The organism is Streptomyces sp. NPDC042102, assembly GCF_055582305.1.
This window is the reverse complement of sequence record NZ_JBVJDL010000002.1, coordinates 279,203-303,206: the sequence shown is the minus strand read 5'-3', so window position 1 is coordinate 303,206 and position 24,004 is coordinate 279,203. Positions and strand designations below refer to the sequence as shown.

The 24,004-nt window shown below is 73.1% G+C and carries 21 protein-coding genes; 16 read left to right on the top strand and 5 right to left on the bottom strand.

Going from position 1 to position 24,004, the window contains the following annotated elements:
- Positions 1 to 6 precede the first annotated feature (6 nt).
- The 8 genes from murG to ACZ6KO_RS09370 all read left to right on the top strand — a co-directional run bounded on the left by murG (position 7) and on the right by ACZ6KO_RS09370 (position 7,149).
- Entirely contained in the window at positions 7 to 1,101 is a 1,095-nt protein-coding gene (gene murG, locus ACZ6KO_RS09405) for an undecaprenyldiphospho-muramoylpentapeptide beta-N-acetylglucosaminyltransferase (protein ID WP_469302225.1), read from the top strand.
- Positions 1,102 to 1,133: 32 nt separating this feature from the next.
- Positions 1,134 to 1,889 carry a cell division protein FtsQ/DivIB gene (locus tag ACZ6KO_RS09400; RefSeq protein WP_469302222.1) on the top strand — a complete coding sequence of 252 codons (756 nt, stop codon included), beginning with the start codon at positions 1,134 to 1,136 and terminating at the stop codon, positions 1,887 to 1,889.
- Between the two features lie 286 nt (positions 1,890 to 2,175).
- Positions 2,176 to 3,390 carry a cell division protein FtsZ gene (ftsZ, locus tag ACZ6KO_RS09395; RefSeq protein WP_469302220.1) on the top strand — a complete coding sequence of 405 codons (1,215 nt, stop codon included), beginning with the start codon at positions 2,176 to 2,178 and terminating at the stop codon, positions 3,388 to 3,390.
- 20 nt (positions 3,391 to 3,410) lie between these two features.
- A complete protein-coding gene (pgeF, locus tag ACZ6KO_RS09390; protein ID WP_469303810.1) occupies positions 3,411 to 4,121 on the top strand; it encodes a peptidoglycan editing factor PgeF in 711 nt (236 codons plus the stop codon).
- Positions 4,122 to 4,124: 3 nt separating this feature from the next.
- A complete protein-coding gene (locus ACZ6KO_RS09385; protein WP_469303807.1) occupies positions 4,125 to 4,844 on the top strand; it encodes a YggS family pyridoxal phosphate-dependent enzyme in 720 nt (239 codons plus the stop codon).
- Between the two features lie 149 nt (positions 4,845 to 4,993).
- Positions 4,994 to 5,611 (top strand): cell division protein SepF, encoded by a 618-nt coding sequence (locus ACZ6KO_RS09380; protein WP_469302217.1) that lies wholly within the window; start codon positions 4,994 to 4,996, stop codon positions 5,609 to 5,611.
- A gap of 40 nt (positions 5,612 to 5,651) precedes the next feature.
- Positions 5,652 to 5,948 (top strand): YggT family protein, encoded by a 297-nt coding sequence (locus tag ACZ6KO_RS09375; protein WP_401447751.1) that lies wholly within the window; start codon positions 5,652 to 5,654, stop codon positions 5,946 to 5,948.
- Positions 5,949 to 6,003: 55 nt separating this feature from the next.
- Positions 6,004 to 7,149 carry a DivIVA domain-containing protein gene (locus ACZ6KO_RS09370; protein WP_469302212.1) on the top strand — a complete coding sequence of 382 codons (1,146 nt, stop codon included), beginning with the start codon at positions 6,004 to 6,006 and terminating at the stop codon, positions 7,147 to 7,149.
- A gap of 673 nt (positions 7,150 to 7,822) precedes the next feature.
- On the opposite strand, the gene ileS is transcribed toward ACZ6KO_RS09370, so the two are convergent.
- Positions 7,823 to 10,975, bottom strand: a complete 3,153-nt coding sequence (ileS, locus tag ACZ6KO_RS09365; protein WP_469302208.1) for an isoleucine--tRNA ligase — start codon at positions 10,973 to 10,975, stop codon at positions 7,823 to 7,825.
- Positions 10,976 to 11,535: 560 nt separating this feature from the next.
- Here ileS and ACZ6KO_RS09360 point away from each other — a divergent pair.
- From ACZ6KO_RS09360 to ACZ6KO_RS09340, 5 genes are read left to right on the top strand one after another with little or no spacing between them, the layout of a single operon-like run.
- On the top strand, positions 11,536 to 12,351 hold the full coding sequence (locus tag ACZ6KO_RS09360; protein ID WP_469302205.1) for a TraR/DksA family transcriptional regulator: 816 nt from the start codon (positions 11,536 to 11,538) through the stop codon (positions 12,349 to 12,351).
- 58 nt (positions 12,352 to 12,409) lie between these two features.
- Positions 12,410 to 12,979, top strand: coding sequence for a signal peptidase II (gene lspA, locus ACZ6KO_RS09355; protein WP_469302201.1), 570 nt, complete (start codon positions 12,410 to 12,412; stop codon positions 12,977 to 12,979).
- Positions 12,980 to 12,996: 17 nt separating this feature from the next.
- Positions 12,997 to 13,938, top strand: coding sequence for an RluA family pseudouridine synthase (locus ACZ6KO_RS09350; protein WP_469302197.1), 942 nt, complete (start codon positions 12,997 to 12,999; stop codon positions 13,936 to 13,938).
- Entirely contained in the window at positions 13,935 to 14,396 is a 462-nt protein-coding gene (locus ACZ6KO_RS09345; protein ID WP_469302194.1) for a GNAT family N-acetyltransferase, read from the top strand. Before ACZ6KO_RS09350 ends, ACZ6KO_RS09345 begins: the two co-directional genes overlap by 4 nt.
- Before the next feature lie 29 nt (positions 14,397 to 14,425).
- A complete protein-coding gene (locus tag ACZ6KO_RS09340; protein ID WP_469302191.1) occupies positions 14,426 to 16,018 on the top strand; it encodes a Na+/H+ antiporter in 1,593 nt (530 codons plus the stop codon).
- Between the two features lie 69 nt (positions 16,019 to 16,087).
- Here ACZ6KO_RS09340 and ACZ6KO_RS09335 read toward each other — a convergent pair whose 3' ends face one another.
- Both ACZ6KO_RS09335 and ACZ6KO_RS09330 read right to left on the bottom strand, forming a co-directional pair.
- On the bottom strand, positions 16,088 to 17,107 hold the full coding sequence (locus ACZ6KO_RS09335) for an SDR family NAD(P)-dependent oxidoreductase (protein ID WP_469302189.1): 1,020 nt from the start codon (positions 17,105 to 17,107) through the stop codon (positions 16,088 to 16,090).
- Positions 17,104 to 18,282 carry a UDP-N-acetylglucosamine--N-acetylmuramyl-(pentapeptide) pyrophosphoryl-undecaprenol N-acetylglucosamine transferase gene (locus tag ACZ6KO_RS09330; protein WP_469303805.1) on the bottom strand — a complete coding sequence of 393 codons (1,179 nt, stop codon included), beginning with the start codon at positions 18,280 to 18,282 and terminating at the stop codon, positions 17,104 to 17,106. Before ACZ6KO_RS09330 ends, ACZ6KO_RS09335 begins: the two co-directional genes overlap by 4 nt.
- A gap of 199 nt (positions 18,283 to 18,481) precedes the next feature.
- Between ACZ6KO_RS09330 and ACZ6KO_RS09325 the strand changes: the two genes are divergently transcribed.
- Positions 18,482 to 19,177: a response regulator transcription factor gene (locus ACZ6KO_RS09325; protein ID WP_469302187.1), complete on the top strand. Its 696-nt coding sequence runs from the start codon at positions 18,482 to 18,484 to the stop codon at positions 19,175 to 19,177.
- A gap of 53 nt (positions 19,178 to 19,230) precedes the next feature.
- Positions 19,231 to 20,595, top strand: a complete 1,365-nt coding sequence (locus tag ACZ6KO_RS09320; RefSeq protein WP_469303801.1) for a sensor histidine kinase — start codon at positions 19,231 to 19,233, stop codon at positions 20,593 to 20,595.
- Here the strand turns inward: ACZ6KO_RS09320 and ACZ6KO_RS09315 are convergent.
- Complete coding sequence (locus ACZ6KO_RS09315) at positions 20,566 to 21,609, bottom strand: mechanosensitive ion channel family protein (RefSeq protein WP_469303799.1); 1,044 nt, start codon at positions 21,607 to 21,609, stop codon at positions 20,566 to 20,568. The genes ACZ6KO_RS09320 and ACZ6KO_RS09315 overlap by 30 nt on opposite strands.
- Before the next feature lie 56 nt (positions 21,610 to 21,665).
- Here ACZ6KO_RS09315 and ACZ6KO_RS09310 point away from each other — a divergent pair, with 56 nt between their 5' ends.
- Complete coding sequence (locus tag ACZ6KO_RS09310; protein WP_469302184.1) at positions 21,666 to 22,235, top strand: dienelactone hydrolase family protein; 570 nt, start codon at positions 21,666 to 21,668, stop codon at positions 22,233 to 22,235.
- 19 nt (positions 22,236 to 22,254) lie between these two features.
- Here ACZ6KO_RS09310 and ACZ6KO_RS09305 read toward each other — a convergent pair whose 3' ends face one another.
- On the bottom strand, positions 22,255 to 23,982 hold the full coding sequence (locus ACZ6KO_RS09305) for a serine/threonine-protein kinase (protein ID WP_469302182.1): 1,728 nt from the start codon (positions 23,980 to 23,982) through the stop codon (positions 22,255 to 22,257).
- Between the last annotated feature and the right edge of the window lie 22 nt (positions 23,983 to 24,004).

Sequence of the window (24,004 nt, the reverse complement as noted above, 5' to 3'; positions counted from 1 at the left end):
ATTTCGGTGCATGTCGTACTCGCCGGTGGGGGGACCGCCGGCCACATCGAGCCGGCGCTCGCCCTCGCGGACGCCCTGCGCAGGCAGGACCCCACCGTGGGCATCACGGCCCTCGGAACGGAGCGGGGTCTGGAGACCCGCCTGGTGCCGGAACGCGGCTACGAGCTGGGACTGATCCCCGCCGTGCCGCTGCCCCGCAAGCCCACGCCCGAGCTGATCACGGTCCCGGGCCGGCTGCGCGGCACCATCAAGGCGGCCGAGCAGATCCTGGAGCGCACCAAGGCCGACTGCGTCGTCGGCTTCGGCGGTTACGTGGCCCTGCCGGGCTACCTGGCGGCCAAGCGCCTCGGCGTGCCGATCATCGTGCACGAGGCCAACGCCCGCCCGGGCCTGGCCAACAAGATCGGCTCGCGGTACGCGCACGCCGTCGCGGTGTCCACGCCCGACAGCAAGCTGCGCGGCGCCCGCTACATCGGCATCCCGCTGCGCCGTTCCATCGCCACCCTCGACCGGGCCCTGGTCCGCCCCGAGGCCCGTGCCGCCTTCGGCCTCGACCCCAACCTGCCGACGCTGCTGGTGTCGGGCGGTTCGCAGGGCGCGCGCCGGCTCAACGAGGTCATCCAGACCATCGCGCCGACCCTGCAGCGCTCGGGGATCCAGATCCTGCACGCGGTCGGCCCGAAGAACGAGGTCCCGCGTGTCGACAACATGCCCGGGATGCCCCCCTACGTCCCGGTACCGTACCTGGACCGGATGGATCTCGCGTACGCCGCCGCCGACATGATGCTCTGCCGCGCGGGCGCGATGACCGTCGCCGAGCTGTCCGCCGTCGGGCTGCCCGCCGCCTACGTCCCGCTGCCCATCGGCAACGGCGAGCAGCGGCTGAACGCCCAGCCGGTGGTCAAGGCGGGCGGCGGTCTGCTGGTGGACGACGCGGAGCTGACCCCCGAGTGGGTGCAGAGCCAGGTCATCCCGGTGCTCGCGGATCCGCACCGGCTGTACGAGATGTCCCGCGCCGCCTCCGAGTTCGGCCGCCGGGACGCCGACGAGCTGCTGGTCGGCATGGTGTACGAGGCGATCGCCGCCAACAGGGCCCGCTGAGCCGGGAACGTAACGACGCAGGAGGCACGAGCGTGGCCGGAGCGAAGCCGTCGAAGAGATCCGGTCCGCGGGGCCCCGGTGCGAAGTCGCGCCGGGGCCGGATGCTCGTCTCCCTGGCCGCCGCCGTCCTGCTGGCCGGCGGCGGCAGCTGGGTGCTCTACGGCTCCAGCTGGCTGCGGGTGGAGAAGGTGACCACCGACGGCACCCGCGTCCTGACCCCCGAGCAGGTGCTGACGGCCGCCGAGGTGCCCGTCGGGGCGCCCCTGGTGTCGGTCGACACCGACGAGATCGAGGCCCGGCTGCGGGGGCGGTTGCCCCGTATCGATTCGGTCGATGTGGTGCGGGCCTGGCCGCACGGAATCGGGCTCAAAGTGACGGAACGCAAACCCGTCCTGCTCATCAAAAAGGGCGCCAACTTCATCGAAGTGGACGCATCGGGTGTGCGATTCGACACGGTCGCGAAAGCCCCGGCCGGCGTTCCGCTCCTGGAATTGACGGCGGCACAGTCGCCGAGCGCCCGCCGCTTCGACGAGGAGCGGCTGCTGCACGAGGCCGTGGGCATCGCCCGGGACCTCCCGGAGCCGGTCGCGCGGCAGACGGTGCAGGTCAAGGTGGCCTCGTACGACTCGGTCGTACTGGAGTTGGCCGGCGGGCGGCGCGTGGTGTGGGGGAGCGCGGAGCAGGGGGCGGCGAAGGGCCGGGCGCTGACCGCCCTGCTGAAGGCCGCGCCCAAGGCTGACCACTTTGACGTGAGCGCTCCCACCGCCCCTGCGGTGTCCGGGAGTTGACGCCCGGTCGAACAGCGACGCACCCTGGTTGGCCAGCGATATGGGTGATCACATAGGGTGAAAAGAAAAACGGGAGGTTCGGCGTGTTCGTTGAACACGCGCTACTTGTCGACTTAGTGTCCTGTTCGGAAGTCCATGGGATCCAGGCAACAGACACACTCCTAACCCTAAACTTCAGGGTTAGGGTTCGGGTCGGCGCGTTCGGACCGTCCCCAATTCGGCATCAGTCGTCGCATCGCAGGCCCGCGAGGTGGCGACACGTAACTCGAGGCGAGAGGCCTTCGACGTGGCAGCACCGCAGAACTACCTCGCAGTCATCAAGGTCATCGGTGTCGGCGGCGGTGGTGTCAATGCCATCAACCGAATGATCGAGGTCGGTCTCAAGGGCGTCGAGTTCATCGCCATCAACACCGACGCCCAGGCGCTGTTGATGAGCGACGCCGACGTCAAGCTCGACGTCGGCCGTGAACTGACCCGCGGCCTCGGCGCCGGCGCCAACCCGGCAGTCGGTCGCAAGGCGGCAGAGGACCACCGTGAGGAGATCGAGGAGGTCCTCAAGGGGGCCGACATGGTCTTCGTCACCGCCGGCGAGGGCGGCGGCACCGGCACCGGCGGCGCCCCGGTCGTCGCGAACATCGCGCGCTCGCTGGGCGCCCTGACGATCGGTGTGGTCACCCGGCCGTTCACCTTCGAGGGCCGGCGCCGCGCGAACCAGGCGGAGGACGGCATCGCCGAGCTCCGCGAAGAGGTCGACACCCTCATCGTCATCCCCAACGACCGGCTGCTGTCCATCTCGGACCGCCAGGTCTCGGTGCTCGACGCCTTCAAGTCGGCCGACCAGGTCCTGCTCTCGGGCGTCCAGGGCATCACCGACCTCATCACCACGCCGGGTCTGATCAACCTCGACTTCGCCGACGTCAAGTCCGTGATGTCCGAGGCCGGCTCGGCGCTCATGGGCATCGGCTCGGCCCGCGGGGACGACCGCGCCGTGGCCGCCGCCGAGATGGCCATCTCCTCGCCGCTGCTGGAGGCGTCCATCGACGGCGCCCGGGGCGTGCTGCTCTCCATCTCCGGTGGCAGCGACCTCGGTCTCTTCGAGATCAACGAGGCCGCCCAGCTGGTCAGCGAGGCCGCGCACCCCGAGGCGAACATCATCTTCGGCGCCGTCATCGACGACGCCCTCGGCGACGAGGTGCGGGTCACCGTCATCGCCGCCGGGTTCGACGGCGGACAGCCCCCGGCCCGCCGGGACAACGTCATCGGCGCCGCGTCCACCAAGCGCGAGGAGCCGGCCCCGCCGGTCCGCGCCGCCGAGCCGGTACGCCCCGCCTTCGGCGGACTCGGCAGCGTGACCCCGCGCGAGGACCCGCCGGCCCCGGTCGAGCCGGCCCCGGTCGAGGTCCAGGCGGCCCCGGCCGCCAGCGCCCCCCAGGTCCCCACCGCCCGGCCGTACCAGGACAGCCCGGCCGAGGAACTGGATGTCCCGGACTTCTTGAAGTGACCATAGGACAGCAGCACACCGTGGGCGGCGCCCACTTCGCCTTCACCGACCGGTGGGGCGGGGTGAGCGCCGCTCCGTACGAGGAGCTCAATCTCGGCGGGGCGGTCGGCGACGACCCCGCCTCCGTACGGGAGAACCGGGCGCGCGCCGCGCGGTTCCTGGGCCTGGAGGCGGACCGGGTCGTCTGGATGAACCAGGTGCACGGCCGCGACGTGGCCGTGGTCGACGGCCCCTGGCCGCTCGGCGAGGAGGTCCCGGCCGTGGACGCGGTCGTGACCGCCCGTCGCGGCCTGGCCCTGGCGGTCCTCACCGCCGACTGCACGCCGGTCCTGCTGGCCGACCCGGTCGCCGGGATCGCGGCGGCCGCCCACGCCGGGCGGCCCGGACTGGTCGCGGGCGTCGTTCCCGCGGCCGTCGAGGCGATGGCCGCCCTCGGTGCCGAGCCGGGCCGGATCGTGGCCCGTACCGGCCCCGCCGTCTGCGGACGTTGTTACGAGGTACCGGCCGACATGCGGGCCGCGGTCGCCGAGGCCGTCCCGGCCGGGTACGCCGAGACCAGCTGGGGCACTCCGGCGGTCGACGTGGTGGCCGGCGTCCACGCCCAGCTCGCCGAGCTGGGGGTGACGGACGCCCAGGCCTCCCCCGTCTGCACACTGGAGTCGGTGGACCACTTCTCGTACCGCCGCGACCGGGTGACCGGGCGGCTCGCCGGATATGTCTGGTTGGACTGATGACTGATGGACCGTAAAGCCGAGCTCGCCGCCAATCTGGCGCGGGTGGAGGAGCGGATCGCCGCCGCTTGCGCGGCGGCGGGGCGCAAGCGGGACGAGGTGACCCTGATCGTGGTCACCAAGACATATCCGGCGAGCGACGTACGCCTCCTGGCGGACCTGGGGGTCCGTCATGTGGCGGAGAATCGCGACCAGGATGCCGCTCCCAAGGCCGCGGCCTGCGCGGATCTGCCGCTCACGTGGCACTTCGTGGGTCAGTTGCAGACGAACAAAGTCCGTTCCGTCGCGGGATACGCGCACGTTGTGCAATCGGTCGACCGGCCGAAGCTGGTGGCCGCGCTCTCGGCGGCCGCCGAGAAGGCGGAGCGCGAACTGGGCGCTCTGGTACAGATCGCCCTCGACGCCGGAGCCGGCGAACGGGGTGAGCGGGGCGGCGCCGCGCCGGACCTGCTGGGGGAGTTGGCGGACGCGATCGCCGGGGCCCCCGGGCTGCGGCTGGACGGGCTGATGACCGTCGCCCCGCTGGCCGGACCCTACGCGGGACGTGAACGAGCCGCCTTCGAGCGCCTGATGGAATTGTCATCCGGCCTGCGCGCGGTCCATCCGGCTGCCACGATGGTGTCGGCCGGAATGAGCGCCGACCTGGAACAGGCCATCCTGGCCGGTGCGACACATGTACGCGTCGGCACTGCGGTACTCGGCGCGAGACCCCGGCTCGGGTAACGTCGCGAAGAAAGTCGGACCACAGCAGAAAATATGGTCATCCCCGCTGATGGGCGGGCGGACCACGTGGATCGCGGGCAGTTGGTGACTTTTGTGACACTGCGGCCTCGCGGCAGGGGCGATCCACCACAGAGCGGAGGACTCGGAGAATGGCCGGCGCGATGCGCAAGATGGCGGTCTACCTCGGCCTCGTGGAGGACGATCGGTACGACAGCCCGGGATACGACCCCGACGACGAGTTCGAGCCCGAGCCGGAACCGGAGCGCGCTCGCGACAGGGATCACCGGCAGCAGCCGGTGCACCAAGCGCCCGTATCGGACGAACCGGTACGAGCAGTGCAGCCGCCGCCGCAGCGCGAACCCATCCCATTGCCGGTCGAAAGCGGACGACCTGCGCGAATCGCCCCCGTGGCATCCATCACACCTGAACGCCCGAATCTGGAGAAGAACGCCCCCGTGATCATGCCCAAGGTCGTGTCCGAGCGGGAGCCCTACCGCATCACGACGCTGCACCCCCGGACCTACAACGAGGCCCGTACCATCGGGGAACACTTCCGTGAGGGCACTCCGGTGATCATGAACCTGACGGAGATGGACGACACCGACGCGAAGCGTCTCGTGGACTTCGCGGCCGGTCTCGTGTTCGGATTGCACGGAAGTATTGAACGCGTGACACAGAAGGTGTTCCTGCTGTCTCCTGCTAACGTCGATGTCACGGCGGAGGACAAGGCCCGCATCGCGGAGGGCGGGTTCTTCAACCAGAGCTAGACCGGACAGCGAGAGCAGCAAGGGGAGAGGGAAGCACAGGATGGGCGTCGCACTGCAGGTGGTCTACATCGCGCTGATGTGCTTCCTCATCGTGCTGATCTTCCGACTGGTCATGGACTACGTCTTCCAGTTCGCCAAGTCGTGGCAACCCGGGAAGGCGATGGTGGTCGTTCTGGAGGCCACCTACACTGTCACCGATCCACCGCTCAAGCTTCTGCGGCGGTTCATTCCGCCGTTGCGTCTCGGGGGCGTGGCACTCGACCTGTCCTTCTTCGTTCTGATGATCATTGTTTACATCCTGATCAGCCTCGTGCGCACCGCTGCGAGTGCCGTGTGAACGATGCCGACTTGGTCTTGCCGACTGCCGACGACTACGTAGAGGTGAAGAAGACATGCCGCTGACCCCTGAGGACGTGCGGAACAAGCAGTTCACGACCGTCCGCCTCCGAGAAGGCTATGACGAGGACGAGGTCGATGCCTTCCTTGACGAGGTCGAGGCCGAGCTGACGCGTCTGCTGCGCGAGAACGAGGACCTGCGCGCCAAGCTGGCCGCCGCGACGCGTGCCGCCGCGCAGAACCAGCAGCAGCAGGGCATGCGCAAGCCGGAGCCGCAGGACCAGCGCGGTCCGGGCGCCCCTGTGCCCGCGGCCATATCCGGCCCGCCGGTCCAGCAGGGCCCCCCGCAGATGGGTCCGCCGCAGCTTCCGGGCGGCCAGCCGCAGCTGCCGGCCGGTCCCGGCCACGGTGGTCCGCAGGGCCCCGGCCCGATGGGTGGCCCCATGCAGCACAGCATGGGCGGCCAGAACCAGCTCGGGCAGCCCATGGGCCAGCAGATGGGCCAGCAGATGGGCCAGCCCATGGGGCAGCAGATGCAGCCCATGGGCCAGCCGATGGGTCAGCAGATGCAGCCGATGGGCATGCAGCAGCCGCAGCTGCCGCCGCCGGGTCAGGGCCCGGGCGGCGACAGTGCCGCGCGCGTCCTCTCGCTCGCGCAGCAGACCGCCGACCAGGCGATCGCGGAGGCCCGCTCCGAGGCCAACAAGATCGTCGGCGAGGCGCGCAGCCGCGCCGAGGGCCTGGAGCGGGACGCCCGTGCCAAGGCCGACGCGCTGGAGCGGGACGCCCAGGAGAAGCACCGCGTCGCGATGGGCTCGCTGGAGTCCGCGCGCGCCACGCTGGAGCGCAAGGTCGAGGACCTGCGGGGCTTCGAGCGGGAGTACCGGACGCGTCTGAAGTCGTACCTGGAGTCGCAGCTGCGCCAGCTGGAGACGCAGGCGGACGACTCGCTGGCGCCGCCGCGGACGCCCGCGACCGCGTCGCTGCCGCCGTCCCCGGCGCCGTCCATGGCTCCGGCGGGTGCGATGCACTCGATGGGGGCGCCGTCGCCGATGGGCGGGGCGCCGTCGTACGGCGGTCAGCAGCAGATGTCGCCCGCGATGACGCAGCCGATGGCTCCGGTGCGGCCGGCTGCGCCGCAGCCGATGCAGCAGGCGCCGTCGCCGATGCGGGGCTTCCTGATCGACGAGGACGACAACTAGTCACCACCGTCCAGTGACACACGGGCCGGGCCCGGGTTCTCCAAGAACCCGGGCCCGGCCCGTTTCCCGTCCCCCGGCGGGGCTGGGAGTGGCGCCCGGCGCCGCGGATGGTTGCCCGGTGGGCCGGATTCCGGGGCCTCCGCCCCCGTACCTCCGCGCCTCAATCGCCGGCGGGGCTGGGATGGGGCCCTGCGGCGCTGATGGTTGCCCGGTGGGGCAGGTTTCGGGGGCTCCGCCCCCGTGCCCCCGCGCCTCAATCGCCGGCGAGGCTGGAGTGGTGCCCGGCGGCGCTGGAGGGGGGTGCCCAGGGAGCTGGACGTTTGCCCGCCGCTGGGCTGGGATGCCGCGGAGCGGCATTTCCAGCCCGCGCGGCGTTTGAGCGCACGGGCGCGGAGCGCACGTAGGGGGGTGCGGGGGCGGAGCCCCCGATCTTTGAGCCTCGCCGGCGATTGAGGCGCGGGGTCCGGGGCGGAGCCCCGTCCACTCGGCTCGGCTGGGTACCTTCCAGCCCGCGCGGCGTTTGAGCGCACGTATGGGGCTCGGGGGCGGAGCCCCCGGGCTTTGAGCCCCGCCGGCGATTGAGGCGTGGGGGTTCGGGGGCGGCGCCCCGGAACCTGCCCCGCGCAGCGGGCGGCCCGGCACCCCCCGGGAGGAGGGGCCGGGCCGCGAGTCGCTATGCCTTGCGGAGGCGGAACGTCAGGGACAGGGGGGTGTCCGTGAACGGGGTGCCGTACGTGTCGTCCGCGTCACCCGCCGTGAAGTCCGTCGCCAGGACCTCGTCCGCGATCAGGCCGGCGTGGTCCGTCAGGGCCGTGACGACCTCCGGATCCGTCGACGACCAGCGCAGCGCGATGCGGTCCGCGACGTCCAGGCCCGAGTTCTTGCGGGCCTCCTGGATCAGGCGGATCGCGTCACGGGCGAGGCCCGCCAGCCGCAGCTCCGGCGTGATCTCCAGGTCCAGGGCGACCGTCGCGCCGGAGTCCGAGGCGACGGACCAGCCCTCGCGCGGGGTCTCCGTGATGATGACCTCCTCCGGGGAGAGGGTGATCGACTCGCCGTTCAGGGAGATCTCCGCGGAGCCGGACCGCAGGGCCAGGGACAGCGCCGCCGCGTCGGCCGCGGCCACGGCCTTCGCCACGTCCTGCACGCCCTTGCCGAACCGCTTGCCCAGCGCCCGGAAGTTCGCCTTGGCCGTCGTGTCCACCAGGGACCCGCCGACCTCGGAGAGCGAGGCCAGGGAGGAGACGTTCAGCTCCTCCGTGATCTGGGCCCGGAGGTCGTCGGACAGCGCGTCGAAGCCCGACGCTCCGACCAGGGCCCGCGACAGCGGCTGGCGCGTCTTGACGCCGGACTCGGCCCGCGTCGCGCGGCCCAGCTCCACCAGGCGCCGGACCAGGAGCATCTGCTGCGACAGCGCAGGGTCCACGAGCGCGGCGTCCGCCACCGGCCACGTCGACAGGTGCACCGACTCCGGCGCCTCCGGGGTGACCGGAACGACCATGTCCTGCCACACCCGCTCGGTGATGAACGGGGTCAGGGGGGCCAGGAGACGGGTGATCGTCTCCACCACCTCGTGCAGCGTGCGCAGCGCCGCCGCGTCACCCTGCCAGAACCGGCGGCGCGAGCGGCGCACGTACCAGTTGGACAGGTCGTCCACGAACGCCGAGAGCAGCTTGCCGGCGCGCTGGGTGTCGTACGCCTCCATCGCCTCCGTCACCTCGCCCACCAGCGCGTGCAGTTCGGAGAGGAGCCAGCGGTCCAGGACCGTGCGGTCGGCCGGGGCCGGATCGGCCGCCGAGGGCGCCCAGTTCGACGTACGGGCGTACAGCGCCTGGAAGGCGACCGTGTTCCAGTACGTGAGGAGGGTCTTGCGGACGACCTCCTGGATCGTGCCGTGGCCCACGCGCCGGGCCGCCCACGGCGAGCCGCCGGCCGCCATGAACCACCGCACGGCGTCGGCGCCGTGCTGGTCCATCAGCGGGATCGGCTGGAGGATGTTGCCGAGGTGCTTGGACATCTTGCGGCCGTCCTCGGCGAGGATGTGGCCCAGGCAGACCACGTTCTCGTACGAGGACTTGTCGAAGACCAGCGTGCCGACGGCCATGAGGGTGTAGAACCAGCCGCGGGTCTGGTCGATGGCCTCGGAGATGAACTGCGCCGGGTAGCGGGACTCGAAGAGTTCCTTGTTCTTGTACGGGTAGCCGTACTGCGCGAACGGCATCGAACCCGAGTCGTACCAGGCGTCGATGACCTCCGGCACGCGGACCGCGGTCCGCGCACAGCCGTCGTGCGTGCAGGTGAAGGTGACGTCGTCGATGTACGGGCGGTGCGGGTCCAGGGCGGAGAGGTCCGTCCCGGTCAGCTCCGAGAGCTCGGCACGCGAGCCGATGCACGTGAGGTGGTTCTCCTCGCAGCGCCAGACGGGCAGCGGGGTGCCCCAGTAGCGGTTGCGGGAGAGCGCCCAGTCGATGTTGTTGTTCAGCCAGTCGCCGAAGCGGCCCTGCTTGACCGACTCCGGGAACCAGTTGGTCTTCTCGTTCTCCCGCAGCATCGCGTCCTTGACGGCGGTGGTGCGGATGTACCAGGACGGCTGCGCGTAGTAGAGCAGCGCGGTGTGGCAGCGCCAGCAGTGCGGGTAGCTGTGCTCGTAGGCGATGTGCTTGAAGAGCAGGCCGCGCGCGTCGAGGTCGGCGGTCAGCTTCTCGTCGGCCTTCTTGAAGAAGACGCCGCCGACGAGCGGGACCTCCTCCTCGAAGGTGCCGTCGGGGCGGACCGGGTTCACGACGGGCAGCCCGTACGCGCGGCACACCGCGAGGTCGTCGGCGCCGAAGGCGGGGGACTGGTGGACCAGACCGGTGCCGTCCTCGGTCGTGACGTACTCGGCGTTCACGACGTAGTGGGCGGGGGCGTCGAAGGGCACCAGCTCGAAGGGGCGCTGGTAGGTCCAGCGCTCCATCTCCTTGCCCGTGAAGCTCTGGCCGGTGGCCTCCCAGCCTTCGCCCAGGGCCTTCTCCAGCAGCGGCTGGGCGACGACCAGCTGCTCCTCGCCATTGGTGGCGACGACGTAAGTGACCTCGGGGTGGGCCGCGACAGCGGTGTTGGAGACCAGGGTCCAGGGGGTGGTCGTCCAGACCAGCAGGGCCGCCTCGCCGGCCAGTGGGCCGGAGGTCAGCGGGAAGCGGACGAACACCGAGGGGTCGACGACCGTCTCGTAGCCCTGCGCCAGCTCGTGGTCGGACAGGCCGGTGCCGCAGCGCGGGCACCAGGGGGCGACGCGGTGGTCCTGGACGAGGAGGCCCTTGTTGAAGATCTCCTTCAGGGACCACCAGACCGACTCGACGTACTCGGGGTCCATGGTCCGGTACGCGTCGTCCAGGTCGACCCAGTAGCCCATGCGGGTGGTGAGCTGGGCGAACGCGTCGGTGTGGCGGGTCACGGACTGGCGGCACTTGGCGTTGAACTCGGCGATGCCGTACGCCTCGATGTCCTGCTTGCCGTTGAAGCCGAGCTCCTTCTCGACGGCGAGCTCGACGGGCAGGCCGTGGCAGTCCCAGCCGGCCTTGCGGGCCACGTGGTAGCCGCGCATGGTCCGGAAGCGGGGGAAGACGTCCTTGAAGACGCGGGCCTCGATGTGGTGCGCGCCGGGCATGCCGTTGGCGGTGGGCGGGCCCTCGTAGAAGACCCATTCGGGGCGGCCCTCGGACTGCTCCAGGCTCTTGGCGAAGGTCTTGTTGTCCTGCCAGAACTCCAGGACAGCGTGCTCCAGGGCGGGCAGGTCGACCTGGGCGGGTACCGGGCGGTACTGCGGCTTCGGCTGCGTACTCATGAGGTGGGTGTCTTCCTCCGGCGGGGGTCTGCTCTCCGTCCGGAGGGACGAGAGCGCGCAGCTCCCGCGGTACCACCCTCCTTGGCCGCCGGACGGGTCCGGTGGCCCCCTCATTGGGGTGCGAGCCGGTTCTACTGGCCCCAGGGCGCTCCTGCGGCGTTCTTCCGGCGGCTCCGGGGTGATCCTTCACGTCGCGCTCGCCCCCGGGCTCTCACCGTCCCCGGGTCGCTCCTGGCTGCGTCCGACGCTACTCGTCCCCATCCATGCCTTTCGCTGGGCTCAGTGTACGGGCCGGGGGGCGGGACGGCAGACCGGTTTTCCCCGGGGCGTGGCGGGGGCGCGGGGCGGGCCGCGCGATGACCCGAACGGTCCCGCGTGCGCCGGGGGCTCCGCGCGGGCTTCCGCGGGGGCTCCTGTGCGGATTACCGGGCGCGCAGGTGGGCACAACGGATGCAGGTTGGCCTCGAAGGATGCGCGCCCCGTTGCCGTGGGGCTGGAGTCGATTTATCGTCCCAGCACGATTCGCGTGCAATATCACAGTATGTGAAGGGGCCGCGGCCATGGTGGTGAAGAAGACCGCCGCGAAGAAGTCCACGGCGACCGGGACGGCGGCGAAGAAGGCCGTGGCGAAGAAGGCCGTGGCGGAGAAGGCCGTGGCGAAGAAGGCGACGGCCAGGAAAGCCGCGGCCAAGAAGGCCCCGGCCAAGAAGGCCGTGGACGGGAAGGTCACCGAGAAGTCCGCCGCGAAGACCGCCAAGAAGACCAGCAAGAAGTCCGCCGAGAAGACCACCAGGACGACCACGAAGAAGGTCACCGCCAAGGCGGCGGTGACCGAGGGGGCGGCCCAGGCCGCGAAGCAGACGGGAGCCGGGACAGTGGTTGCCAAGAAGAGCACCGGTACGGGACGGTCCAGGAAGGCGGCCACCGCCGCCACCAGCGGGCTGCCCAAGGTCCGCGTCACCGCCGTGCCCGCCGGGCCCGGCGAGCTCGCCGTACGGCCGGGCGAGGAGCCCTGGACGCCCGCCGAGGTCGCCGAGGCCCGCTCCGAGCTGCAGAGCGAGGTGCTGCGGCTCCAGGCCGAGCTCCAGGCCTCCGACGAGGCCATCTCGGGCCTGATGCGCGATTCGGGCGACGGCGCCGGCGACGACCAGGCGGACACCGGCACCAAGAACATCACCCGCGAGCACGAACTGGCCCTCGCGTCGAACGCCCGCGAGATGCTGGAGCAGACCGAGCGGGCCCTGGAGCGCCTGGACGCGGGCACCTACGGCCTGTGCGAGAACTGCGGCCGGCCCATCGGAAAGGCCAGGATGCAGGCCTTCCCGCGGGCCACGCTGTGCGTGGAGTGCAAGCAGAAGCAGGAGCGGCGGCACTAGCCGTCGCGGGCTGACGTACCCTCGTCTTGCAGTTGTCGAGCTAGTTCGAGGGACTCACGTGGCAGAGGCGGAGCGCATCATCGGTACGCCGCAGGTCGGAGACGACGCGTCGCAGCCGCAGCCGGAGCCCGTACCCGCGGGCGGGCACCGGCGGATCGTCGCGCTGCTCGTCGTGGCCGTGCTGGCCTTCGCACTCGACCTCGGCAGCAAGATGCTCGTGGTGGCGAGGCTGGAGCACCAGCCGCCGATCGAGATCGTCGGCGACCTGCTGAAGTTCACGGCGGTCCGCAACCCCGGCGCGGCCTTCGGCTTCGGCGAGGCCTTCACGATCCTGTTCACCTGCATCGCGGCCACCGTGATCGTGGTGATCGTGCGGCTGGCCCGCAAGCTCTACAGCCTGCCCTGGGCCATCGCGCTCGGTCTGCTGCTGGGCGGTGCGCTGGGCAACCTCACCGACCGGATCTTCCGTTCGCCGGGCGTCTTCCGGGGTGCGGTGGTCGACTTCATCGCGCCCGCGCACTTCGCCGTCTTCAACCTGGCGGACTCCGCGATCGTGTGCGGCGGCATCCTGATCGTGCTGCTGTCGTTCCGGGGCCTGGACCCGGACGGGACCGTCCACAAGGACTGACAAGGCATACTCGACGGGTGAGTACGATTCCCGAGATCCGCACCCTGCCCGTTCCCGATGGCCTCGAAGGCGAGCGCGTCGACGCCGCCATCGCCCGTATGTTCGGTTTTTCCCGGACGAAGGCGGCCGAGCTCGCGGCCGCGGGGAAGGTGGCGGTCGACGGCAGCGTCGTCGGGAAGTCCGAGCGGGTGCACGGCGGCGCCTGGCTCGAGGTCGAGATGCCCGCGCCGCCGCGGCCGGTCGAGATCGTGGCCGAGCCGGTCGAGGGCATGGAGATCGTCCACGACGACGACGACATCGTCGTGATCATGAAGCCGGTCGGGGTCGCCGCCCACCCCAGCCCCGGCTGGACGGGCACCACGGTCATCGGCGGTCTCGCCGCGGCCGGCTACCGGATCTCCACCTCCGGCGCCGCCGAGCGCCAGGGCATCGTGCACCGCCTCGACGTCGGCACCTCCGGCCTGATGGCCGTCGCGAAGTCCGAGCGCGCGTACACCTCGCTCAAGCACCAGTTCCGCGAGCGGATCGTCGACAAGCGCTACCACACCCTGGTGCAGGGGCACCCGGACCCGATGAGCGGCACCATCGACGCGCCGATCGGGCGGCACCCCAGCGCCGACTACAAGTGGGCGGTCACCCAGGACGGCAAGCCGTCCATCACCCACTACGACCTCATCGAGGCCTTCCGCGCCGCCTCCCTGCTCGACATCAAGCTGGAGACGGGGCGCACCCACCAGATCCGCGTGCACATGTCCGCGCACCGTCACCCCTGTGTCGGCGACCTGACGTACGGCGCGGACCCGACCATCGCCAAGCGGCTGGGCCTGACCCGGCAGTGGCTGCACGCGGTGCGGCTGGGCTTCGAGCACCCCTCCGACGGGCAGTGGGTGGAGTTCGAGAGCACCTACCCGGCGGACCTCCAGCACGCGCTGGACGTGATCCGCAAGGAGAGCGAGTGACCGGGATCGAGGTCCGCCGGGCAACGACCGCGGAGGACCTGGCGGCCTGCTACGCGGTCCGTACCGAGGTCTTCGTCGTCGAGCAGGGCGTGCCCGAGGCGGTCGAGTACGACGCGTACGACGCCGGCGCGATCCACGTCCTGGCCGTCGGACCCGACGGCCCCGTGGGCACCGGCCGGCTGCTGTACGGGCCCGCGGCCCTGGCCAAGACCGGTGACCCGGGGGTCGGATCGCTGGGCCGGCTGGCCGTGCTGAAGGCCGCGCGCGGCCTGGGCGTGGGCGCGCTGCTGGTGCGCGCGATCGAGGCGGAGGCCGTGGCGCTGGGCCTGGCGGCCGTGGATCTCGGGGCGCAGACGCACGCGCTCGGCTTCTACGAGGGGCTGGGCTACGAGGCGTACGGGCCGGAGTTCGACGACGCGGGCATGCCGCACCGGGCGATGCGGCGTCGCCTGCCGTAAACCGGGCACGCCGTGGCAAGGTGGGCGCTGTGGATCAGCTCGCCTTGCTGTTCGTGCTGCTGCTCGGGGCCGTGGTCACGGTGCCGCTCGGGGACCGGCTGGGGCTGCCCGCGCCGGTGCTGATGACCGTGGCCGGGATGGTGCTGGCGGTCCTGCCGTTCGTCCCCGACGTCGACATCCGGCCCGAGTTCATCCTGCCGCTGGTGCTGCCGCCGCTGCTGTACGCGGGCGTGCAGCGCACCTCCTGGCTGCAGTTCGCGGCCAACGTCCGGCCGATCCTCCTGCTGGCCGTCGCGCTGGTGTTCGTCACGACCGCCGCCGTCGCCGCCACCGCGCACGCCGTCGTCCCCGGGCTGCCGGTCGCCGCCGCCGTCGCGCTGGGCGCGCTCGTGGCGCCGCCCGACCCGGTCGCGGCCACCGCCGTCGCCGGCTCGCTCGGGCTGCCCCGGCGCATGGTGTCGATCCTGGAGGGCGAGGGCCTCTTCAACGATGTCACCGCGATCGTGCTCTACCACGTGGCCGTCGCCGCGGCCGTGAGCGGCAGCTTCTCCTGGCCCGGCGCCCTGGGCGCGTTCGTGCTGTCGGCCGTCGTCGCCGTGGCCGTCGGGCTGGCACTGGGCTGGCTCACGAACCGGCTGATGGGGCGGCTGGGCGACGCCACGCTCCAGATCGGGCTCACGCTGCTGGTGCCGTTCGTGGCGTACGTGCTGGCCGAGGAGCTGCGCGGGTCGGGCGTCCTGGCGGTCCTGACGACCGCGCTGTTCCTCGCCGAGTACGCGAGCGACGCCGACGACGTGCTCGGGCGGCTGGCCGGGCACACCTTCTGGGAAGTCATCGACATGCTGGTGACGGGGGTCGCGTTCGGCCTGATCGGCCTGGAGCTGTACAACGTCTTCGGTACGGCGGGCGGCCGCGCGGCCGAGCTGGCCGGCTGGGCGGCGGCCGTGACCGCGGTCGTGGTCGGCGTACGGCTGCTGTACCTGCTGCCGGCGGCGTGGCTGGCGCGCAAGCTGCACGACCGGCGCGACTACGACGAGGAGATCCCGCTGAGCTGGCGGGAGAGCGTGGTGATGTGGTGGGCCGGGATGCGGGGCGTGGCCTCGGTCGCGCTGGCGCTGGCCATCCCGCTGACCACGGACGCCGGCGACCCGTTTCCCGCCCGCGACCAGATCGTCTTCATCGCCTTCGCGGTGATCATGACGACGCTGGTGTTCCAGGGACTGACCCTGCCCTGGCTGGTGCGCCGGCTGGGGGTGGAGGCGGACACGAACGTGCAGCGGGAGTTCGAACGGCAGCTGGCCGTCCGCGCGGCGAAGGCGGCCAGGCGGCGGCTGAAGGAGATCGAGGGCGTCGAGGAGCTGCCGGAGGACCTGGTCGAACAGCTCCAGCGGCGGGCCTTCGACGTCGGCGCGCGGATCAGCCCCGACCTGGTGGACGAGGAACGGCGGGAGGCGTACGCGCAGCGGGTCTCGCGGCTGCACACCGTCCAGCGGATCCAGCGGGAGATGATGTCGGCGGCCCGCCACGAGGTCCTCTCGGCGCGCAGCGAACCCGGCGCCGACCCGGAGGTCGTGGACCGCGTCCTGCGCCACCTCGACGTCCGCAGCCTCCGGGCGCCGTAGGCGCCGGCTGCCGCGCGGCGGGCCGGGGCCCGGCGGACCGGGTCCCGGCCCGCTCGGCGCCGGGCGTCGTCAGACCTGGTAGCGGGCCGGGGCGAACAGGTGCGGGTGCGCCGCGACCCAGTCCGACGTGCGGCGCAGGCCCTCGGCCAGCGGCACCCTCGGCGCCCAGGAGGCCCAGGCCAGGGCCCGGGAGTTGTCCGACAGCAGGCGCTCGACCTCACTGCCCGACGGCCGCAGCCGGGCCGGATCGGTCACCACCGACGCCTCCCGCCCCGACGCCGCGATCAGGGCCGCCGCCAGGTCGCCGATCGAGATCTCCTGCCCCGTGCCCAGGTTGACGACCTCACCCACCGCCCGCTCGCAGGCCGCCACCGCCAGGAAGCCCTCCGCCGTGTCCGTCACGTACGTGAAGTCCCGGGTCGGGGTCAGCGAGCCCAGCCGGATCTCCCGGACGCCCGCGTGCAGCTGCGCCAGGATCGTCGGGATCACCGCACGCGCCGACTGCCGTGGACCGTACGTGTTGAACGGCCGGACCACCGCCACCGGCAGCTCGAACGCGTGGTGGAAGGAGAGCGCCATCATGTCCGCGCCGATCTTCGACGCCGAGTACGGCGACTGCGGCTGGAGCGGATGGGTCTCGGCGATCGGGGCGGTCAGCGCCGTGCCGTAGACCTCGCTCGTCGAGGTGTGCACCAGCCGCCGCACGCCCCAGCGCCGGCAGGCCTCCGCCACGTTCTGCGTCCCGGTCACGTTCGTCTGCACGTACGCGCCCGGCGAGTCGTAGCTGTACGGGATCCCGATCAGGGCCGCCAGGTGGAACACCGTGTCGCAGCCGGCCACCGCGTCACTGACCCGGCCGGCGTCGCGTACGTCGCCCGCCCACATCTCGACCTCGCCGGTGCCGTCGGCCAGGTACCGCTTCAGGTGGCCCTTCTCGGCGTACGGCTTGTAGTGGACGAAGGCCCGGACCCGGGCGCCGCGCGCCACCAGCAGGTCCACCAGCGTCGAGCCGATGAACCCCTCCGCCCCGGTGACGAGCACGGTGCGGCCGGTCCAGTCGAAAGCGGTTCCGTCGTGGGCGATGGTCATGCGGACTCCAGGGAGAAAGGGTCGGAGGGGGAGGAGGGGGAGAAGGAAGGGGCCGGGAGACCGGCTACGCGCAGCACCTGCGCCGCCAGCAGTTCGGCGGCCCGCGCGTGCGGTCCGGGGTCGGCCGCACCGGCCATCGCGGCCAGCCGGCCGGGATCGGCGAGCAGCGGGCCGACGAGCTCCGCCAGCCGGTCGCCCGTGGTCTCGGCATCCGCCAGCAGCAGCCCCGCGCCCGCGTCGCAGAGCACCCGCGCGTTGTGCGTCTGGTGGTCGCCCGGCGCGTGCGGATAGGGGACCAGGAGCGCCGGGACCCCGGTCGCCGCCAGTTCCGCGACCGTCGCCGAACCCGCCCGGCACACCACCAGGTCGGCGGCCGCGTACACCAGGTCCATCCGGTCCAGGTACGGCACCGCCCGCGCGATCCGGTCCCCGCCCGAGGCCGCCAGTTCCGCCGCCGTCCGGTCCAGCACCGCCGGCCCGGTCTTGATCAGCAGGGTGACGTCGTCCCGGTCCCGCCACCGCCGGGCCAGCTCCGTCGCCGCCCCGGTCAGCCGTACGGCGCCCAGGCTGCCGCCGTTGAAGACCACCAGCCGCCGCCGGCCGGGGACACCGAGCTCCCGCCGGGCCCCGGCGCGCAGGCCCGCCCGCTCCGCCGGGCCGAGCGAGGCCAGCCGGGCCAGCGCCGCCGAGATCGGCATCCCGGTGGTCAGCGCCCGCTCCCCGCCCGCCAGACGGCCGCGGCTGCGGTCGAAGGCGACCGCGATGTGCGGGGTCAGCCGGGCCGCGAACCGGTTCGCCCGGCCCGGCACCGCGTTGGACTCGTGGATCACCGCCGGCAGCCCGGCGAGCCGGGCCCCCAGCACGGCCGGCGCGCTCGGGTAGCCGCCCATGCCGACGACGACCTGCGCGCCCTGCGCCCGGATCACGTCGCGGGCCTGCCGGGCCGAGCGGAGCAGGGCCGCGGGCAGCAGGTACCGCTTCGCGCCGAGCGAGGGATCGAAGGGGATCATGTCGACGGTGTGCAGCCGGTAGCCCGCGCCCGGGACCAGGTCCGTCTCCAGACCCCGTTCGGTCCCGACGAACGAGACCACCGTGCCCGGAACCGCCGCGCGCAGCGCCTCGGCGAGCGCGAGACCGGGATAGATGTGACCGCCGGTGCCGCCCGCGCCGATCACGACGGACAGCGGGGCGCCGAGGGGAGCGGAAGGTGCGCCGAAGGGTGTGCCGGCAGGAGTGCTCGCAGGAGTGCCCGTAGGAGTGCTCATGCCCGCACCCTCCCGGTGTGCCCTAAGAAGGTTCTAAGAGGTTCGCCCACCCCCTTTGGCAGGCTGTGTCCCATGAGCGAAGCGCGAGGGGCACGGGGCGGGGGCCGGCATGAGTGAGCCGCACCACCGGATCCTGGTGGTCGACGACGAGCCGGAGGTACGGGCCGCCGTCGAGGACGGGCTGGCCGTCGAGGGGTACGAGGTGCGCGGCGCCGGCGACGGGCTGGCCGCGCTCTCCGCGATCGCGGCCTGGCAGCCGGACGCCGTCGTCCTCGACGTGATGATGCCCGTCCTCGACGGGCTCGGCGTGTGCCGGCAGCTGCGCGCCCTCGGCGACCGCACCCCCGTGCTGGTCCTGACGGCCCTGGACTCCGTCAGCGAGCGCGTCGACGGGCTGGAGGCCGGCGCCGACGACTACCTGGTCAAGCCCTTCGCCCTGGACGAGCTGGTGGCACGGGTACGGGCCCTGCTGCGCCGGGCCGCCCCCGACGACGTGGCGGGCTCGGCCCCGCTGTCCTACGCCGACCTGGAACTGGACCCGGGCACCCGGACCGGCCACCGGGGCGGACGGCCGCTGGAGTTCAGCCGTACCGAGTCCGCGCTGCTGGAACTCCTGCTGCGCCACCCCGGCCAGGTGCTGCCGCGCGAGCTGATCCTGGAGCTGGTCTGGGGCCAGGACTTCGGGCCCGGGTCCAACTCGCTCGCCGTCTACGTCGGCTACCTGCGCCGCAAGCTGGAGGCGGGCGGCGAGCCGCGCCTGGTGCACACCGTCCACGGGGTCGGCTACCGCCTGGAGGCCCGGTGAGCCGGCGCCGCGCCGGGCCGCCCTGGCGCCGCCGCCGGCCGCTGCGGACGCGGATGGCGCTGGCCGCGACCGCCGCCGTGGCCTTCGTGGCGCTCGGCGTGTGCACGGCCGCCTTCTTCGTGGTGCGCGGCCAGCTCTACCAGCAGCTCGACCTCAGCCTCACCCAGTCGGCCCGGCTGGCCGCGCAAGGAGAACGGGACGCGGCGCCCGGCACCCTCGCCGGGCAGTGCCGGTACCTGGCCGCGCCGGCCTGCGCCGAGGTGGTCCCGGCCGACCCCGGGCGGGATCCGGCCGCGCCCTACCTGCTGCCGGTCACCGGGGCCGCCCGCGCGGTCGCCGCCGGCCGGCGCGCGCCGTACTACACCGACATCACCGTCGCCGGGCATCCCGCCCGGATGCTCACCACCGACTACGCCAAGGGCCGCGCCCTCCAGGTCGCCCTGCGCTCCGACACCGTCCAGGACGGCATCCGGCAGGCCGCCCACCGGCTCGTCCTCGTCGGCGCCGCCGGGGTGCTGCTCGCCGCCGCCCTCGGCTACTGGGTCTCGCGCACGGGCCTGGCACCCGTCACCCGGCTCACCGCCATGGCCGAACGGATCGCCGCCACCCGCGACGCCCGGCTGCGCATCGACCTGCCGCCGCCGGGCCGCGAGGACGAACTGACCCGGCTGGCCGGCAGCTTCAACACCATGCTCGGCGAGCTCGAACAGTCCGTCACCGCCCAGCGCCGCCTGGTCGCGGACGCCTCGCACGAGCTGCGCACCCCGCTCACGGCGCTGCGCACCAACGCCGAACTCCTCGCCCGCGCCGACCGGCTCACCCCCGGGCAGCGCGACCGGGCCCAGACCGCGCTCGGCCGCCAGCTGCGCGAGGTGACGGGCCTGGTCAACGACCTGATCGAACTCGCCCGCGACGAGGAGCCGCGGCCGCTGCTCGAACAGGTCCGCCTCGGGCCCCTGGTGGAGAGCTGCGTCCAGGCCGCGCGGACCCACTGGCCGGACGTGCCCTTCACCGTCCGGTGCACCGGCGAGGTCGTCCTGGCGGGCGTACCGGCCCGGCTGACCCGGCTGCTGGCCAACCTGCTCGACAACGCGGCCAAGTTCAGCCCGCCGGGCCGGCCGGTCGAGGTCGAGCTGACCCCGGCCGCCCTGACGGTCCGCGACCACGGCCCCGGTATCGCCCCGGAGGACCTCCCGTACGTCTTCGACCGCTTCTACCGCGCGAGCACGGCCCGCGCCCTGCCCGGCTCGGGCCTGGGCCTGGCGATGGCCCGCCAGATCGCCCGGGCCCACGGCGCGGAGCTGCACGCGGAGGCGGCACCGGGCGGCGGGGCGCTGTTCCGGCTGGTGCTCGGCGGGCGGGAGGGCGGGGAGCGGGAGGACGGCGGCTCAGGAGGAGGCGTGGCCCGGGGGGAGTGAGGTGGCGATCCGGGGCAGCGCTTCGGGGTGTTCGGCGACCAGCCAGGCGATCATCCGTTCGCGGACCGCGCAGCGCACCGTCCACACGTCGCCGGCGTCCTTGGCCGTGACCACCGCCCGCACCTCGATGGTCGTCGGGGTGGTGCCCGTGACCACCAGGCCGGACGAGCGGCCGTCCCACTCCGGGATGTCCTTGAGCAGGTCGGCCAGCCGCTCCCGCATCAGGGCGACCGGGGCGCTGTGGTCCAGGTGCCAGAAGACGGTGCCGGTCATCTCCGCACCGCCGCGCGACCAGTTCTCGTACGGCTTGCCGGTGAAGTACGACACCGGCATGGTGATCCGCCGCTCGTCCCAGGTGCGCACCGTCAGGAAGGTCAGCGTGATCTCCTCGACGGTGCCCCACTCCCGGTCCACGACCACCGTGTCCCCGATCCGCACGGTGTCGCCGAACGCGATCTGCAGGCCCGCGAACAGGTTGCTCAGGCTGGACTGCGCGGCGATGCCGGCCACGATGCCGAGCACACCGGCCGAGGCGAGCAGCGACGCGCCCATCGTCCGCATCGCCGGGAAGGTCAGCAGCATCGCGGCGAGCGCGACGACCACGACCACCGCGGTCACCACCCGCTGGATGAGGGTGACCTGGGTCCGGACCCGGCGCACCCGCGCCGAGTCGGGCGCCGCGGCCGCGTACCGCGCGTACCAGGCGTCGACCACCGCCGTCGCGATCCGCACCAGCAGCCAGGCCGCCGACGCGATCAGTACCAGGTTCAGCGCACGGGCGACGCCGACGGAGTGGTCCGGCAGCAGCTTCGTCTGCCGGTAGGCCGCGCGCAGCAGCGCGGCGCCGAGCAGCAGCTGGAAGGGGACCCGGCAGCGGCGCAGCAGCCCCCACAGCGGGGTCTCGCGGTGCCGGCCGTCGGCACGGCGCAGCAGCAGGTCCAGCAGCCACCCCGCCAGCAGGGTGATCACGACCGCGCCACCGACGACGGTCAACGGGCGAAGGACGGACTCCATCTCCATGCCAGTGAACGTAACCGAATGACGCCCGCGGAAACTGGCACGATGGGTGCATGGACATCATGCTCTTCCATTCGACGTACGGGCTGCGGCCCGCGGTGCTGGCGGCGGCCGACCGGCTGCGCGCCGCGGGGCACCAGGTGCAGGTGCCGGACCTCTTCGAGGGGCGCACCTTCGACACCGTCGAGGAGGGCATGGCCTTCCGGGACGAGGTCGGCCGCGACGAGCTGCTCAGGCGGGCGGTGCTCGCGGCGGCGCCGTACTCCGACCAGGGCCTGGTCTACGCCGGTTTCTCCTTCGGCGGCTCCGTGGCCCAGCACCTGGCGCTGGCCGACGCGAAGGCGCGCGGGCTGCTGCTCCTGCACGGCACCGCCGACCTCGCGGACGACACCATGCTCGACGAGCTGCCGGTGCAGCTGCACGTCGCGGACCCGGACCCGTTCGAGCCGCACGACTGGCTGACCGCCTGGTACCTGCGGATGCGACGGGCGGGCGCGGACGTCGAGGTGCACAGCTACCCGGGCGCGGGGCACCTGTTCACCGACCCGGACCTGCCGGACTACGACGCCGAGGCCGCCGAGCAGGCCTGGACGGTGGCGCTCGGCTTCCTCGACAGCCTGTAGCCGGTGGCGGGCGCGGCCGTCAGGGCCGGCGGCACTGGCCGGACGGGGAGGCGGCCGGCGGGGCGCACTGGTACCGGTAGTCGTCCTCGGCGTTGCTGAGCCAGCGGCCGATGCACTGGTTGGCCGTGGTCCGGCCGCGGGCCGCGCAGAAGGACAGCGCGGCCCGGCCGTCGGCGAAAGGGCCGGGGGCGTAGACGACCCAGTAGCCGGGGTTCAGCGAGGCGTACCGGGAACTGTCGAGCACCTGCGCCTCGGGCACGCTGCCGCGGATGTCGGCCAGCAGCTGGTCCCGGGCGGCCGTGCCGGACGTCTTGGGCTCGGAGTGGAGCTGCGCGATCCAGCTGCCGCCGGCGGGCTGCGCGGGGGTGCCGGGCCGGTCCGGCGCGGGCGCGGCCGTGGGCGTGGGCGTGGGCGTGGGGGAGGGTGCCGGGCTCGGTGGCGCCGGTGCCGGCGCCGGGCTGTCGGCCGGGCCGGGGCTCGGCGGCGGTGTGGAGCCGGGGGCCGACACCGGCGTGGAGGCCGGGGCCGAGGTGGTGGCCGCACCGCCGCCCTGTGCGTCGGGGCCGCCGGTGTCCTCCGGCCGGGTCAGCACGTAGATCCCCAGGCCCAGCAGCAGGAGGGCGACGAGCACGGCGCCGGCCGCGAGCGGGCCGATCCGCCGGCGCGGCCGCTCGGGCGGGGCGGCGTACGGGCCGATGGTCGCGAGCGCCTCGTGGGGCGTCTCGGCGTACGGACCGGGCCCCGGTACGGCGGGCGGGGTGTCCGCCGGCGGCGCGGGCGGACCGGACCACCCGCCCGCCCCCGCCGGAGCGCCCGGCAGCCCCGGTGCGCCGGGAGGGGGCGGGGTCGCCGGAGCGGGCGCGGGGGCCGGTGCCGGGTCGACGCGGGTGGGCTCGGGCGGGGCCGGGAACGGCTGCGCCGGCCCGGGGGCCGGAGCCCCCGCCGCGACCGCCGCCAGCAGGGCGTCCAGCCGGCGGGCGTCCGGGCGGGCCGCCGGGTCGCGGACCAGGACCTCGGCCAGGACGGGGCCCAGCGCGCCCGCGCGGCGCGGCGGCGGGACCGGGTCGTCCAGGACGGCGGCCAGGGTGGCCAGGGTAGTCGTGCGCCGCATGGGGCTGACGGCCTCGACGCACACGTAGAGCGTCATGGCCAGCGACCACAGGTCGCACGCGGGCGTGTCGGCGCCGCGGATCCGTTCGGGGGCGAGGAATTCGGGCGTACCGATGATCTCGCCCGTCCGGGTCAGCGAGGTCGCGTCCTGGAGGGCGGCGATGCCGAAGTCGGTCAGGACCGCCGAACCGTCCGCGCGCAGCAGCACGTTGGCCGGTTTCACGTCCCGGTGGTGGATTCCGGCCGCGTGCGCGGCGCTCAGGCCGGCCAGGACCTCGCGGCCGAGGCGGGCCGCCTCGGCCGGGCGCATCGGCCCGCGTTCGAGGCGTTGCTGGAGCGAGCCGCCGGACAGCAGTTCCATCACGAGCCAGGGGTGGGGGCCCTGGTCCACGATGTGGTGGACGGTGACGACGTGGGGGTGGCTGATCCGCGCCTGGGCGCGGGCCTCGCGCAGGATCCGTTCGCGCAGGACCCGGGAGGCCTCGTCGTCCTCGCCGGGCCACGACCGTACTTCCTTGACGGCCACCTCACGGTGCAGGGCACGGTCCAGCGCTCGCCAGACCGTGCCCATGCCTCCGCTGCCGAGCCGCTCCAGCAGCTCGAACCGTCCGTCGATCACGTCCCCCGGCGCGCTCATGGCGCCAGGTTAGGGCAGCGGG